Annotated in this window: 13 protein-coding genes; all 13 read left to right on the top strand. The window is 56.2% G+C overall.

What is annotated here, in order from left to right; translation table 11 throughout:
* The first annotated feature begins 74 nt into the window (after positions 1–74).
* Positions 75–2,207 (top strand): cytochrome-c peroxidase, encoded by a 2,133-nt coding sequence (locus tag A3OW_RS0109985; RefSeq protein WP_020563300.1) that lies wholly within the window; start codon positions 75–77, stop codon positions 2,205–2,207.
* A 163-nt stretch (positions 2,208–2,370) separates the two neighbouring features.
* Positions 2,371–2,895: a hypothetical protein gene (locus A3OW_RS0109980; protein ID WP_020563299.1), complete on the top strand. Its 525-nt coding sequence runs from the start codon at positions 2,371–2,373 to the stop codon at positions 2,893–2,895.
* Between the two features lie 208 nt (positions 2,896–3,103).
* Positions 3,104–3,541, top strand: coding sequence for an Hsp20/alpha crystallin family protein (locus A3OW_RS0109975; protein ID WP_020563298.1), 438 nt, complete (start codon positions 3,104–3,106; stop codon positions 3,539–3,541).
* Positions 3,542–3,554: 13 nt separating this feature from the next.
* Entirely contained in the window at positions 3,555–3,935 is a 381-nt protein-coding gene (locus tag A3OW_RS0109970; protein WP_020563297.1) for an Hsp20/alpha crystallin family protein, read from the top strand.
* A gap of 170 nt (positions 3,936–4,105) precedes the next feature.
* On the top strand, positions 4,106–4,597 hold the full coding sequence (locus A3OW_RS0109965; protein ID WP_020563296.1) for an Hsp20/alpha crystallin family protein: 492 nt from the start codon (positions 4,106–4,108) through the stop codon (positions 4,595–4,597).
* A gap of 161 nt (positions 4,598–4,758) precedes the next feature.
* The gene (locus A3OW_RS0109960) at positions 4,759–6,102 is read left to right on the top strand and encodes a V-type ATP synthase subunit B (RefSeq protein ID WP_020563295.1); all 1,344 of its coding nucleotides are present in this window, start codon (positions 4,759–4,761) and stop codon (positions 6,100–6,102) included.
* Positions 6,102–6,716, top strand: coding sequence for a V-type ATP synthase subunit D (locus A3OW_RS0109955; protein ID WP_020563294.1), 615 nt, complete (start codon positions 6,102–6,104; stop codon positions 6,714–6,716). The genes A3OW_RS0109960 and A3OW_RS0109955 overlap by 1 nt, the downstream gene beginning before the upstream one ends.
* Positions 6,704–8,509, top strand: coding sequence for a V-type ATP synthase subunit I (locus A3OW_RS0109950; protein WP_020563293.1), 1,806 nt, complete (start codon positions 6,704–6,706; stop codon positions 8,507–8,509). The genes A3OW_RS0109955 and A3OW_RS0109950 overlap by 13 nt, the downstream gene beginning before the upstream one ends.
* Positions 8,502–8,951: an ATP synthase subunit C gene (locus tag A3OW_RS0109945; protein WP_020563292.1), complete on the top strand. Its 450-nt coding sequence runs from the start codon at positions 8,502–8,504 to the stop codon at positions 8,949–8,951. The genes A3OW_RS0109950 and A3OW_RS0109945 overlap by 8 nt, the downstream gene beginning before the upstream one ends.
* A gap of 5 nt (positions 8,952–8,956) precedes the next feature.
* On the top strand, positions 8,957–9,646 hold the full coding sequence (locus A3OW_RS0109940) for a hypothetical protein (protein WP_020563291.1): 690 nt from the start codon (positions 8,957–8,959) through the stop codon (positions 9,644–9,646).
* Positions 9,643–10,335 (top strand): DUF2764 family protein, encoded by a 693-nt coding sequence (locus A3OW_RS0109935; protein ID WP_026223474.1) that lies wholly within the window; start codon positions 9,643–9,645, stop codon positions 10,333–10,335. Before A3OW_RS0109940 ends, A3OW_RS0109935 begins: the two co-directional genes overlap by 4 nt.
* A 59-nt stretch (positions 10,336–10,394) precedes the next feature.
* A complete protein-coding gene (locus A3OW_RS0109930) occupies positions 10,395–12,227 on the top strand; it encodes a V-type ATP synthase subunit A (RefSeq protein WP_020563289.1) in 1,833 nt (610 codons plus the stop codon).
* A gap of 383 nt (positions 12,228–12,610) precedes the next feature.
* Positions 12,611–13,015: a type 2 periplasmic-binding domain-containing protein gene (locus tag A3OW_RS0109925; RefSeq protein WP_020563287.1), complete on the top strand. Its 405-nt coding sequence runs from the start codon at positions 12,611–12,613 to the stop codon at positions 13,013–13,015.
* The last annotated feature ends 8 nt before the right edge of the window (positions 13,016–13,023 follow it).

Genomic DNA, 13,023 nt, shown 5'->3' with positions numbered 1-13,023 from the left:
GCGGACAGTTAGTTAGGGGCAACGGGAGGCAGGCGGGTCTTCTTCGTCCTGCCTCACGATTGACGGAAAAAACTATGTATTACCGAGACAACAAACACCCAGTTTACCGCTTCATTTTGTCAATCCTGTCCGTCGCGGCGACCGGCTGGCTGATGCCGGGCCAGGCTTTGGCGCACGGCAGTCCCAATGCGCAAAGGCTGACCGGCGTCAGCGTCCCGGCCACGCCCGGATTGACCGGCGGCAAATCGCCGATCGTGGTCGATCAGGAAGCAGCCGTTCAACTGGGCAAGGCCTTGTTCTGGGACGCGAACGTCGGCAGCGACGGCGTCGCTTGCGCGAGCTGTCATTTTCATGCGGGCGCCGACGTCCGGACCCGCAATCAACTGGAGACTGGCTCGCTGCACGCGGCCGATGCATCCGGTTCCCAATCCTTTCAAATCAATGCCGACGGTGACGGCGGCCCCGACTACGAATTGAAAGCCGGCGACTTTCCGTTGTTTCGCCTAGCCGATCCCGCCGACAAGAACTCGGCCGTGGTTTTCTCGACCGACGACGTCGTGGCCTCGTCCGGCACGTTCTTAAGACAGTTCGAAAGCGTCGGCGAAACCGGCGATGCCCATGACCAGTGCCAGGCCCAGGCCGACGCCGTCTTTCACAACGGCTCGTTAAACACGCGCCAGACCACCAAACGCAACGCACCGACCGTCATCAACGCCGCCTTCAATTTCCGGAATTTCTGGGATGGGCGCGCCAACAATCTTTTCAACGGAGAATCGGCATTCGGCAGCCGGGATCCGAACGCGGGCGTATGGGTGGCTGCGAAAAAAGGCAAGAAGGCCAAGAAAAAGGCGGTCTTGTTAAAAAACGCCTCGCTGGCCTCGCAGGCGGTCGCGCCGCCCATGGACGCCAGGGAAATGTCCTGCCAAGGACGGACCTTTCACGAACTGGGCCGGAAACTGTTGCAGCGCCGTCCTCTCGAATCGCAGCAAGTCCATCCGGAAGACAGCGTGCTGGCGTCTGTGCGGGATGCTTCCGGCTATGGCCTGAATACGACCTACGATGAACTGATCCGGAAAGCCTTCGCCAAGCGTTACTGGTGGGGCGCCGGCGATTTCGGCCTGTCTCCGACGGGCACCGCCTACTCTCAGGCGGAAGCCAACTTTGCCTTTTTTTTCGGGCTAGCCATCCAGCTTTATGAAAATACGCTGATTTCCGACCAGACGCTTTTCGATCAGAACATCGACGACACCGGTTTTCCCGAAGGCTATAACGATCAGCAAAGACGAGGTCTGACCGTATTCCAGGATGCCCATTGCTCGAACTGCCACTCGGGCCCGACTTTTTCGGCGGCGGTCAATCCCGAGATTTATTTCAGTCCGAAGCAGAAAAAACCGTATTACAGTCTGATCAATCGAACCGTGCTGACCGAACAGACCGATGAGTTCGGCGTCGAGAGAACGTTGATCGATACCGGCTTCGCGGACACGACCGTGGTTCCGAACGACTACGATCCGGGCCTGGGCGGCCGGGATCCGTTCGGCAATCCGTTCTCTTTTACCGAACAGTATTTGTCGGTATTGGCCGGTTCCTCCAAGTCCATGCTCGATCCCGTGAAGATTGCGGCCTGTCAGATGGACGACCCGTTTACCGTGGATTTCTTTTCCGAGGAACTGAAAAAAGACAAGCTGGGCAAGGGCTATTGCAAAGGCCATAATGACGTGGCGAAGGTGCCGTCTCCCGACGTGGTCCAGGCCGAGCTGGCCAAGCCGGAGCAAGGGCGCTTCTCGATGGCGGTGACCGGGGCTTTCAAGATTCCGACCTTGCGCAACATCGAGCTGACCGGTCCTTACATGCACAACGGCGGCATGAAATCGCTGGAGGAAGTCGTCGAGTTTTACAACCGGGGCGGCAACGGCACCAACCGCCATCACTTTTCCACGCTGGTGTTTCAGCAGGGACTGCTTGAGCAGCAAAAGGAAGATCTGGTGGCTTTTCTCAAGACCTTGACCGATGAAAGAGTCCGTTGGGAAAAAGCGCCTTTCGATCATCCCGAGCTGGCAGTTCCGCACGGCCACGAAGAAGGCGTCAATCCGCTGGGGCCCGAAATGGCCAGGGATCGTTATCTAACGATTCCGGCGGTGGGCCGAAACGGACGCGCCAGCGAGCAGGGGCCTCTGCAACCGTTCGACAGCGGTCTGCAACCTTGATAGGATGAGTCGGGGAAAGACTTGCCAGGTTTTGAAACCTGGCAGGTTTGTTATTGCCACGGTCCTTAACTTCCGGCAGAGTCTGTCGAAAAACCGGGCGCTGTAGCTGTTCGGTTGATTTCAATTGCATCCGAGCGGCCGTCATTTCAGTCAGGTGGTTTCCATGATCAAGCACTCAATCTTCATTCTGTCCATCTGGCTGTGTCCGGTGCCGGCGATGCCGGTCCAGGCGGTCGACAAAGCCGCCGAGAGCCGGCTCGACGACGTGGCCCGGCGAGGCGCCAAGGTGATGCCGTTCAGTCTGGAAGAGACGATCCATGTCTTTACCAAAACGAAGACAGGCGGAAGACAACAGGTCATCGCCAAAAACAAGACCGATGCCGGGCAAATCCGGTTGATCCAAAAGCATCTGGCGAAGATTGCAAAGGCGTTCAGCCGGGGCGATTTTTCCGATCCGGCTAAAATTCACGGCGAAGACATGCCGGGGCTGGCGAAGCTCAAGGCGGCCAGGCCCGGCGAGCTCCGGATGGCATACCGGGATCTGCCGGACGGCGGCGAGATCGAATACGCCAGCCAGGTTCCCGGCCTGATTGCCGCCCTTCATGCCTGGTTCGACGCTCAACTGAGCGACCATGCCCGCCACGCCGTGACCGGACATTCTTCTCATTCCATGCATCATCCGCCGTAAGAGCGGCGCGGTCAGAGATCCGTCTTTGTTTCGGTAAACCGGATTCAAGGCGACAGGTCAAGGCTGGAATTTTTCCTCCGGGGTCGTTCAGAAACGAATAACCTTTAAGTCTCTATTGAAATTGTCCGGGTTGATCCCTATAAAATAAGCAAGATTGACGCTGAAGCTTCTTTCGATTGACCCGTTCAACTTTTAAGGAGAACTTGTTATGTACAGATCCATGTTTCCCAGTGACGTTTTTGCCGAAATGGATCGCCTGCAGCGTGCGATGCAGCAGGCTTTCGAGCTGAGCCCCAATATTCGCGGCGTCGGCCGCGGCGGTTTCCCGGCCTTGAACGTGGGCGGCACGCCGAACTCGGTGGAGGTCTATGCCTTTGCGCCGGGGCTCGATCCGCAATCCATCCAGATTCAGTTGGAGAAATCGACCTTGAGCATTGCCGGTGAAAGAAAAAGCGACGAGCCGGCTGCGGACCAAAAAACGGCGATTCACATCGACGAGCGCTTTGCCGGGCCTTTCCGCCGGGTAATCAGCCTGCCGGACGACATCGACAACGAAGCCGTTTCCGCAACCTACCGCGACGGTGTTTTGCACGTCAGCGTCAAACGCCGGCAAGCTGCGGCGCCGCGCCGTATCACCATCGAATGAACAGGAGGCCACCATGAACGAAAAAACTGCTGTTGCTAAAGAAAGCCAGGCCAAAAAAAACGAAGCCGTCATGATTCCTCCGGTGGACGTGTACGAAGACAGCACCGGAATTACGCTCTACGCCGATTTGCCGGGCGTGACCAAGGACGATCTGATGATGCAGGTCGACGCCGATTCGTTGACAATCGAAGGCGAAATGAAACTTGAGGTGCCGGACAATATCGACGTCACTCACGCGGAAGTGAGCATGCCGCGCTATCGGCGCGTCTTTACGTTGAGCAAGGAGCTGGATATCGACAAAATTGCCGCCGAGTTCAAACAGGGCGTACTCAAGCTGCGCATTCCGAAAGCGGAACATGCCCAGCCGCGCAAGATCCGGATTTCGGTGGAATAACGCTTCGGAGCGCGCCGGGTTTTGCGGCGGTCTATACCGAGTTTGAGCGGAACCAATGGCCGCGCTTCCAGTCTGTTAAAAACAACCCGCACAGGCCATCAGCCGACCGGTGGGCAGTTGAAACAATTCGTTATAGAAAATACCCACGTTAACAACCGGAGGAGAATGTTATGAGTGCCAATGACAAAGAAACCCAGCAAGGCAAGGAAATGAAACCTGCTTCAACCTCGTCTCAGGGAACCTTGATGCCGTTTGAGGATTTCGACACGTTTTTCGATGATTTCCTGTCGCGCCGGTGGCCGCGCCTGTTCGACTGGAATTTTCCTGCCCGTTTCGAGCGGGCAGGATTTCCGAAAGTCGACATCATCGATCATGACAATGAGATCGAGGTTCAAGCCGAATTGCCGGGCGTTAAAAAGGAAGACCTGGACGTGTCGATCCATAATCAGACCATCACGATCCGTGCCGTCACCAAAGAAGAGAAAAAGGAGGAAGGCAAATATTTCCGCCGTGAAATCAGCCGAGGTGAATTGCAACGGACTTTATCGCTGCCGGACAACGTCGACGGCGATCATGCCAAAGCGGCGTTTGCCGACGGCATACTGAAGGTCACGCTGCCGAAAACGGAAAAAAGCAAACGCAAAAGCATCGAAATCAAATGATTCGTTTCGTTTGACCGACGGCGATACCGGTCAGGGACGATCGGTATCGGGAAAAGCCCACTCCCCGCAGGACTTAAAGCAGTCGCGCTACTGTAATATACTTGACGGACAATTTCGTCCTGTTTGAGAGTTTTCCATTTCGTCCTGTTTGAGAGTTTTCCATGCTGGAACGCCTGGTCCGTCATCACAGCGTCATTTCCATTGTCGGCAACATCGTCACCGTCGACGTGCCCCGCCTGCTCGAACGCCCTTCGCTCGGCGCGCGCTTGGGCGATCTCGCGTTCATCGAAGACGCCGGCGGCGCCGAGTCGCTCGCACAGGTCGTCAAGATGGAAGGAAGCCGCGTCCTGCTGCAAGCTTTTTCCGGAACGCAAGGCATTTCCACCTCGGCTTCCGTTCGGTTTCTTGGGCAACCGATGCGGACGGCCTACTCGTCCAACATCCTGGGACGCATCTTCAGCGGCACCGGCCAACCGCTGGACGGAGGGACGGATCTGAAGCCGGACGCCAGGATCGAAATCGGCGGCCCGACCGTCAATCCGATGAAGCGGCTGTTGGCGTCCAAAATGATACGCACCGACATTCCGATGATCGACGTGTTCAATTGCCTCGTCGAAAGCCAGAAAATACCGATCTTTTCCGTCGCCGGAGAGCCGTACAATTCGCTTCTGGCCCGGATCGGCATTCAGGCCGATGCCGATATCGTGGTGTTTGCCGGAATGGGATTGATCTTCGACGATTTTCATTTTTTCCGAACCCGGTTCGAGCAGGCGGGCGTCTTTGCCCGAACCGTCATGTACTGCAACATGGCTTCCGATCCGATCGTCGAACGCTTGCTGGTGCCCGATCTGGCGTTGGCCGTGGCCGAGCGTTTCGCGGTGGAAGAGGGAAAGCGGGTTTTGGTGTTGATGACCGATATGACCGCGTTTGCCGATGCCCTGAAAGAAATCAGGATATCGATGGAGCATGTGCCGTCCAACCGAGGCTATCCCGGCGACCTGTATTCGCAGTTGGCCCGGCGTTACGAGAGGGCTTGCGATTACCGGGGAGCCGGCACGGTAACGATTCTCAGCGTCACGACGATGCCCGGAAACGACGTGACCCATCCCATTCCCGACAATACCGGCTACATTACCGAAGGCCAGTTCTATTTGCACGACGGCATGATCGATCCGTTCGGCTCGCTGTCACGGCTGAAACAGCACGTGATCGGCAAAGTCACCCGCGAGGACCATGCCCAGATCATGAATACGATGATCCGCTTTTATTCGGCCGCAACCGATGCCGAACAAAAACAGATCATGGCGTTCGACTTATCGGCGTATGATCGGCAACTGCTGAAGTTCGGCCGGCTGTTCCGGTCTCGCTTCATGGACATCCAGGTGTCGATGCCGCTTGAAGAAGCACTCGATCTGGGCTGGCGGACTCTGGCCGACTGTTTTACCGCCGACCAGTTGCTGATGAAACGGGAGCTGGTGACCCGCTATTTTCCGGCGGAAGCCTGATGACCAGACTCTCGTACAATAAAGCCGTCCTGCATCGGGAAAGCGCTCGGCTCAGACGCTTCAAACGGTATTTGCCGTCGCTGGATTTGAAACGACGGCAATTGATTGCGGAACAATATCAGGCCGCGGCCCAACTGAAACAAACCGAACGCTCCATTGAGCAGTGCCGCCGCTCTATCGCCGAAAATCTGCCGATGCTCGCCGATGCCGCGATCGATTTGACCGGCCTGGTTCGGGTGGCTTCGGTCAGGGTCGGTCGGCAGCAGGTCATCGGCCATCCGATGCCCGTGCTTGAAAGCGTGGAAATCGAGGTCAGACCTTACTCGACATTAGGTACGCCGCACTGGCTGGAGCAGGCGGTCAATCGATTGCGGCTCATGCTGGAGCTTCAAGTCCGGTTGCGGATAGAGCAAAGGCGTCTTCAGGTTCTCGAGGAAGCGGTAAAAAAAATAACGCAGCGGGTTAACTTGTTCGATAAGGTATTGATTCCAGAGGCCGAGACAAACATTAAAAAAATCGGCATTTTTTTATCGGATGCGGAAAGAGCGGGCGTGGTCAGGGCCAAAATGACCAAACGGAAACGAACGGCGGAAGACGGCCGATGGCCATCGTAACACTAAAGAAATTGACCGTTTGCGGACTGAGTTCCGATAAACTCCGGATGCTGGAAACGTTGCAGACGTTGGGATGCGCTCATCTGATCGAGCTTAGAAAGCCTCCGGAACATCCCGGCCGGACGGAGCCCGGGTTTTCCGAAAGGGCCTTGAGAGCGCTGAACTATCTGAACCAATGTCCTGCGAAACGCCATCCCTGCCACGATCACCGGCCATTCGACCCGGAAAAGATAGTTGAAAAAGTTCTTGGAGTCGAATCAGAAAGCCGGCAACTGGCTGAAAATCGCGCCGCGCTGAGCAAACGCCTTCAGGAAGTCGAGCCCTGGGGCGATTTCAGTTTGCCCGGAGAAAACGAACTGCACGGGCTCAAACTGTGGTTTTACCGTGTTCCCGCGCGCCTCGCCGAGGCCATGCGGAAAGTCGACCGGGTTTGGCAGCAGGTGGGCGAAGATGCCGAATTCCGCTATATCGTCGTGATTGACCGCGAGGAGCCGCCGCCGTCGAGCATGCCCGTGCCCAGGACCGAGGTCGGCAAGATGCCGCTTTCCGGCTTGCGGCAGGAACTCGATCGCTTGGATCTGGCTCTGGAAGATCTGGAGGCGGAAAGAGAGTCGCTCACGCGCTGGATCGGCCCGATCGCGGCGGCCGTTGCCAGAGCGGAAGATCTTTCCAATTTAAAATACGCCGAATCGGTAGCGATCGATACCGACGGGGTGTTCATCGTCCAGGTCTGGATTCCGGAAAACCGGCTGGCCGAAATCGGCCATATTATCCGGCGGAATCGGTGGGCTGTGCAGTGGTCCGATCCTTCCGCCGACGACCATCCGCCTACCTTGCTGAGCAATCCCGAGGCTTTGGCCGGCGGTGAAGAGCTGATCCGGTTTTATCACCCTCCGCCGTATGCCGGATGGGATCCGTCCATCGTGGTGTTTTTTTCGTTTGCGGTCTTTTTTTCGATGATCCTGTCCGACGCCGGCTACGCCTTTCTATTCGCGCTGCTGCTCGGCGTCAATTGGCGGAAGCTCGGGCGCACCCGAAAAAGCCTTAGGATGCGCCGGCTGGCTTCGGTCACGGTCCTGTTTTCGCTGATATGGGGTGCGCTGGCGGGCAGTTATTTCGGCGTCGCGCCGGCGCCGTCCAGCCCGCTGGGCGCCGTTCACATAATCCATTTCAACGATTTTGACGCGATGATGCGGCTGTCGATCGCGGTGGGCGCGGCGCACATCGCTTTCGCCAACGGCGTCATGTTCTATCAGCGGCTGGGCCGTTCGATTGCCTGGGTCTATCTGGGCTGGGGATTTGTCGTGATGGGCGGCTTTTTCTTATGGTACGCTATGAGCCTGCACGATATGCTGTGGCAATGGCCGGCCGGCGGCGTTCTGGCGGTGGGCGGACTGTTGTTGATGCTGTTCAGCAGCGAACGCCCGGTCACGAAACCCAGCGACTGGCTGTGGCGGTTTTTGGACGGTTGTAAAAGTCTTACTCAAATGAGCGGATTGTTCGGCGACGTGCTCAGCTATTTGCGCTTGTTCGCGCTCGGCTTGTCCAGCGCTTCGCTGGCGTTGATTTTTAATCAACTGGCCGGGCAGGTTTATCGTTCGGTGGAAGGCATCGGCGTGGTGGGAGCCGTTTTGATCCTGCTGCTGGGCCATGCGCTCAATTTGATGCTGTGCCTGATGAGCGGCGTCGTCCACGGCTTACGATTGAATTTCATCGAGTTTTACCGCTGGGGCGTCGCCGATGAAGGACATTCTTTCAAAGCGTTTGCCAAAAAGGAGTTTTTGAATGACTGAGTTGATGATGATTCTGGGCTGGACCGGCTTGTACGCGCCGATGGTGCTGGGCGCGGTCGGCAGCATTGTCGGCTGTTCCATCGCAGGCCAGGCTGCGATCGGCGCGATGCTCGACAGCGACAGCGGCTACGGCCGTTTCGTGGGCGTTTCGGCGATGCCTTCGTCGCAGACGATCTACGGCATCGTCGTGATGCTGACGCTGAACAGGCCGATCACGCCCGAGGCGGCCTTGGGCATCTTCGTTATCGGCCTGATGTCGGGCATCGCCTTGATGCTCAGCGCCATCTATCAGGGGCAATGCTGCGCTTCGGCCATTTACGCCGCCAAGTCCAAGCCCGAAATCTTCGGTCTGGCGGTGGCGCCGGCCGCTTTTGTCGAAGGTTTTGCCGTGTTTACGTTTATTTTCGCGCTGGTGATCAGCGCCGGCATACCCAAGCCGTAAAGAACATGAAAACCGAATCCGATACGGCTGCCGGCTCCGGGGTGGAAGACCTGATCCTGAAACTCAGGGAAGAAGGGGTCGCGGCGGGCCGGAAAAAGGCCGAAGAAATCGTGGCCGATGCGCAAAAACACGCCGACTGGATCGTGCAGGAAGCCGAACGCGAGGCTCAGAGGCTGGTTGAGAATGCCCGGACCGAATCGGAGCTAATTAAAGCGGCCGGACAGGACGCCTTGAAACTGGCCGCGCGAGACGCCTTGCTCAAGGTGCGCGATAGTTTGCTCGGCGGTTTCGACCGGGAAGTGGTCCATCTGGTCGGCAAGGAGATGGCCAAGGAAGACTGTTTGCGGCAGATCATCCTCGAATTGGCCGGACGCCTCAGAAAAGAAATCGGCCTGGACGAACACCGGAAAGTCAAGATTCAAATTCCTGAAGAAGCGATCGGTTTGGACGATCTGGACCGAAATTCCGAGCAGTTCGAACGGGACGGTTTGAACCGTCTTACCGCCGTCATTGCGGCCGATTTATTAAAGGAAGGCGTTGAAATTGAAGCCGCCGAAGAGGTGGGTCACGGCGTGCTGATCAAGCTGGAGGATGACCGTATCGTGATCGATTTTACCGAAACCGCCGTTGCGGCTTTATTATCGGAACATTTGCAGCCCCGCTTTCGGGCTTTGTTGCAGGGCTTCCTCAAGTGATGCCGCACCGCTGCCAATACACCTTATTGCTTGCCAGTTTGCCGCATCAGCCGAGGCAGTTTTTTTCGGACGGACGGACGCTCCTGTCCAGAGAGCAACTGGATCGCCGTCTGCGGCTGCTCGACGCGTCCGATGCCGCCGAACTGCAACGGATCGAGGCGCTCGCACAAGGATTTCAATTCGAGAATGAAAACGACGAAACGATGTTATCCTCCTACCTGGAAACGGCCGGCCGCATTCTGAATGACGAGATGAGGCGGCTGGCGCTGTGGCATCTGGAACTCAGAATCCTGTTGTCCGCCTTGCGGCTTAGGCTCGCCGGAGCCAGCGCGCCGGAACGAACTTCATTTCCGGGAGCAGGAACGTGGCAGGATGCCATTAAAAAAAACTGGCACAAAAACGATTTCGGCCTGGGTTACCGCGTGCCCTGGCTGGCCGATGCGCATGCCTTGCTGGCGAACGGCCGGCCCCATGAATTGGAGAAATTCCTGCTGGAGCTGATCTGGCGGCATTACATCGAAGTCGGCAACCGCCATTACTTCGATTTCACTGCGGTGGCGCTCTACGTGCTGCGCTGGGACTTAAGCCGGCGCTGGTCGAGTTATCGGGGCGACGAGGCCGTGGCCTGTTTCGATCGGCTGGTCGAGACCGGTTTGAAAGACTGTGATCTTTCTCTGGAAATACGGTAAGAGCTTTTTTACTTCTTGCCCGGTTTATGGATCTTCTCGCTTTCATTCGATAAATAAAAATGGACCGCCCACCTTTGCCGACCGCTCGCGTGATTGCCGTTCAGGACGATCTGGTTTCGATAGAAACTCTGGCCGAATCGGCACGGCCTTTGGTCAAGAATGAAGTTGTTTACATTTTGCCCAGCCGAAAAAAGTCCGCTTTTACCGAACGGATCAAGGCGGAAGTCCTTCGGATTCACGGCCGGACGGCGGAAGCTCAGGTTTATCAGAGTACGGCGGGCATCGGTCTCGGCGATCCGGTGGAGCAGAGCGGAGAATTGCTCTCCGTGGAGCTGGGACCGGGGCTTTTGGGCCGGATCTATGACGGCTTGCAGAATCCGCTGGACGAGCTGGCGTCGGAATACGGCTATTTTCTTCCCCGGGGCGTGGATCTTCCGGCGCTCGATCTTCAGCGCAAATGGACTTTTACTCCGGAAATCACCTCCGGCGCCCGGCTGAATGCGGGCTCTGTCATCGGCTCGGTGCAGGAACGGCGATTCAACCATAAAATCATGGTGCCTTTCGACGTGGCCGGAGAAGCCGAGGTTCTCTGGATTCAGGAGGGCGCGGTGACGGTCGATGAACCGGTAGCGAAAATCAGGCTACCTAACGGAAAAGAGCGCACGATCAGCCTGAAGCAACGCTGGCCGGTACGCAAACCGCTGCCTTCGCTGTTAGTGAAAGAAGGGCTGGTGGCACGGCATTATCCGGAAGAACCTCTGATCACTCATTTGCGCCTGATCGATACGTTTTTTCCGATAGCGAAAGGCGGCACCGCGTGTATCCCCGGGCCGTTCGGCGCCGGCAAAACGGTGCTGCAGAATCTGATTTCAAGAAACTCGGAAGTCGACATCGTAGTGATCGTGGCTTGCGGGGAACGGGCAGGGGAAATCGTCGAAACGATCACCGAGTTTCCGAGGCTAACCGATCCCAAAGGGGGCGGGTCGCTGATGGAGCGCACGATCATCGTCTGCAATACGTCCTCGATGCCGGTCGCCGCCCGGGAAGCCTCCATTTATACCGGGATCACCCTCGGCGAGTATTACCGTCAGATGGGGCTGAACGTGCTGATGCTGGCGGATTCGACTTCGCGCTGGGCTCAGGCCCTTCGCGAAACGTCGGGCCGTCTGGAAGAAATTCCCGGCGAGGAAGCGTTTCCGGCTTATCTGGATTCGGCGATCAAAGCCGTTTACGAGAGAGCCGGCGTGATTTCGACGGCGGGCGGAGCCAGAGGCAGTTTAACTCTGATCGGCACCGTCTCGCCGGCCGGAGGAAATTTTGAAGAGCCGGTGACTCAGGCCACCCTGGGTACCGTGAAAACTTTTTTGGGGCTGAGTTCCGAGCGGGCCTACAAGCGTTTTTATCCGGCCGTCGATCCCTTGTTGTCCTGGTCGCGCTATACCGATCAGTTGCAGGGCTGGTTCGGGAATGTTCTCGGCGAGGGTTGGACGGCTCGGGTTCAGGCCATGATGGAATTGCTGAAGCGGGGCGATACGATTTATCAAATGATTCAGGTGACCGGAGAAACAGGCATTGCTCTCGAAGATTTTGTCGTTTATCAGGAAGCCCAACTGCTGGATATGGTGTATCTGCAGCAGGATGCGTTCGATGCCGTCGACGTGGCCGTGCCGATCGAGCGGCAAAAAGAAGTTTTTTTAAAGCTGGCGGAAGCGGTGAATGCAGATTACCATTTCCAGGATCAGGACGAAGCGAGGCTTTTTTTCACCCGTTTGACAGGGTTGTTTAAAAATCTGAATTATGCCGGACATCAGAGTCCGGAATATTGCGAACTGCTGGCGGACATCGACCGCTGTATCCATTCCGAAACAAAGAAAAAGGAAACTTCCGTTTGAGATGGATTTCCGCTCATTCTGGGCCGTACTCAAGCGTTGCCCCCACAAGCAACTTTTTTCCGGAGCGATTAAAGCCACCTCCGGACTGTCGAGTCCGGTTTTAAAAATCGGGCTGTCCGGGTTATTTCCGTGCCTCTGGATTTCCGGTGATTCTGTACTATGCTTTTTAAGGCTGAATTGGATTTTGAGAAAAGGAAATAAAACAATAGATTATGAAAAAACTTTCAAGGCCGTTCTTGAAAACAAGAAGATAAAATCAGGGACTCAATTTGTTTATAATAACAACTTTTTTTAAGGTACTGGCCTCCGATTTGCAGCCGATTCAAGCCTCTCTCAGACCCAATACGAAATATGTTTGGGTCCTCGTATTTCTTTTCGTCCTCATGGAGCGGGCAAACTCGGCTCCTGCTCTGGACCGTATCGACCCCAATGCCGTGTATCCGGTTGTTAATATCGACACTTCACAAAAAAGCATCAGTAAGAACGGCTTGAGCGCCATTTTCAAAATGCGGTTGCGACACTGGAACGACGGCTCCGACGTGACGGTATTCGTACTGCCGGACGAAGATCCTCTGCATAAACAGTTCTGTAAACAAATTTTGAACGTTTTTCCTCATCAGATGCGTAAAAACTGGAATAAATTAGTTTTCAGCGGTACCGGTCAAGCTCCCATCGTAGTGGAAAACAAGGAAGAAATGATCAATAAATTACGCACTACTCCCGGCGCCGTAGGTTATTTGAACGGGGTTGACATTACTGACGGCATCAAAATTCTGGATATAGAGTAGGAAATAAT

The organism is Methylosarcina fibrata AML-C10 (genome assembly GCF_000372865.1).
Classification (GTDB): Bacteria; Pseudomonadota; Gammaproteobacteria; order Methylococcales; family Methylomonadaceae; genus Methylosarcina; species Methylosarcina fibrata.
Note: the sequence above shows the minus strand (reverse complement) of the source record. Positions and strands in the feature narration are given on the sequence as shown.

Coding starts and splice junctions, on each gene's coding strand:
- A3OW_RS0109945 (WP_020563292.1), top strand. CDS start 8,502: ATGACTGAGTTGATGATGATTCTGGGCTGGACCGGCTTGTACGCGCCG.
- A3OW_RS0109940 (WP_020563291.1), top strand. CDS start 8,957: ATGAAAACCGAATCCGATACGGCTGCCGGCTCCGGGGTGGAAGACCTG.
- A3OW_RS0109975 (WP_020563298.1), top strand. CDS start 3,104: ATGTACAGATCCATGTTTCCCAGTGACGTTTTTGCCGAAATGGATCGC.
- A3OW_RS0109960 (WP_020563295.1), top strand. CDS start 4,759: ATGCTGGAACGCCTGGTCCGTCATCACAGCGTCATTTCCATTGTCGGC.
- A3OW_RS0109950 (WP_020563293.1), top strand. CDS start 6,704: ATGGCCATCGTAACACTAAAGAAATTGACCGTTTGCGGACTGAGTTCC.
- A3OW_RS0109930 (WP_020563289.1), top strand. CDS start 10,395: ATGGACCGCCCACCTTTGCCGACCGCTCGCGTGATTGCCGTTCAGGAC.
- A3OW_RS0109980 (WP_020563299.1), top strand. CDS start 2,371: ATGATCAAGCACTCAATCTTCATTCTGTCCATCTGGCTGTGTCCGGTG.
- A3OW_RS0109970 (WP_020563297.1), top strand. CDS start 3,555: ATGAACGAAAAAACTGCTGTTGCTAAAGAAAGCCAGGCCAAAAAAAAC.
- A3OW_RS0109965 (WP_020563296.1), top strand. CDS start 4,106: ATGAGTGCCAATGACAAAGAAACCCAGCAAGGCAAGGAAATGAAACCT.
- A3OW_RS0109985 (WP_020563300.1), top strand. CDS start 75: ATGTATTACCGAGACAACAAACACCCAGTTTACCGCTTCATTTTGTCA.
- A3OW_RS0109955 (WP_020563294.1), top strand. CDS start 6,102: ATGACCAGACTCTCGTACAATAAAGCCGTCCTGCATCGGGAAAGCGCT.
- A3OW_RS0109925 (WP_020563287.1), top strand. CDS start 12,611: ATGGAGCGGGCAAACTCGGCTCCTGCTCTGGACCGTATCGACCCCAAT.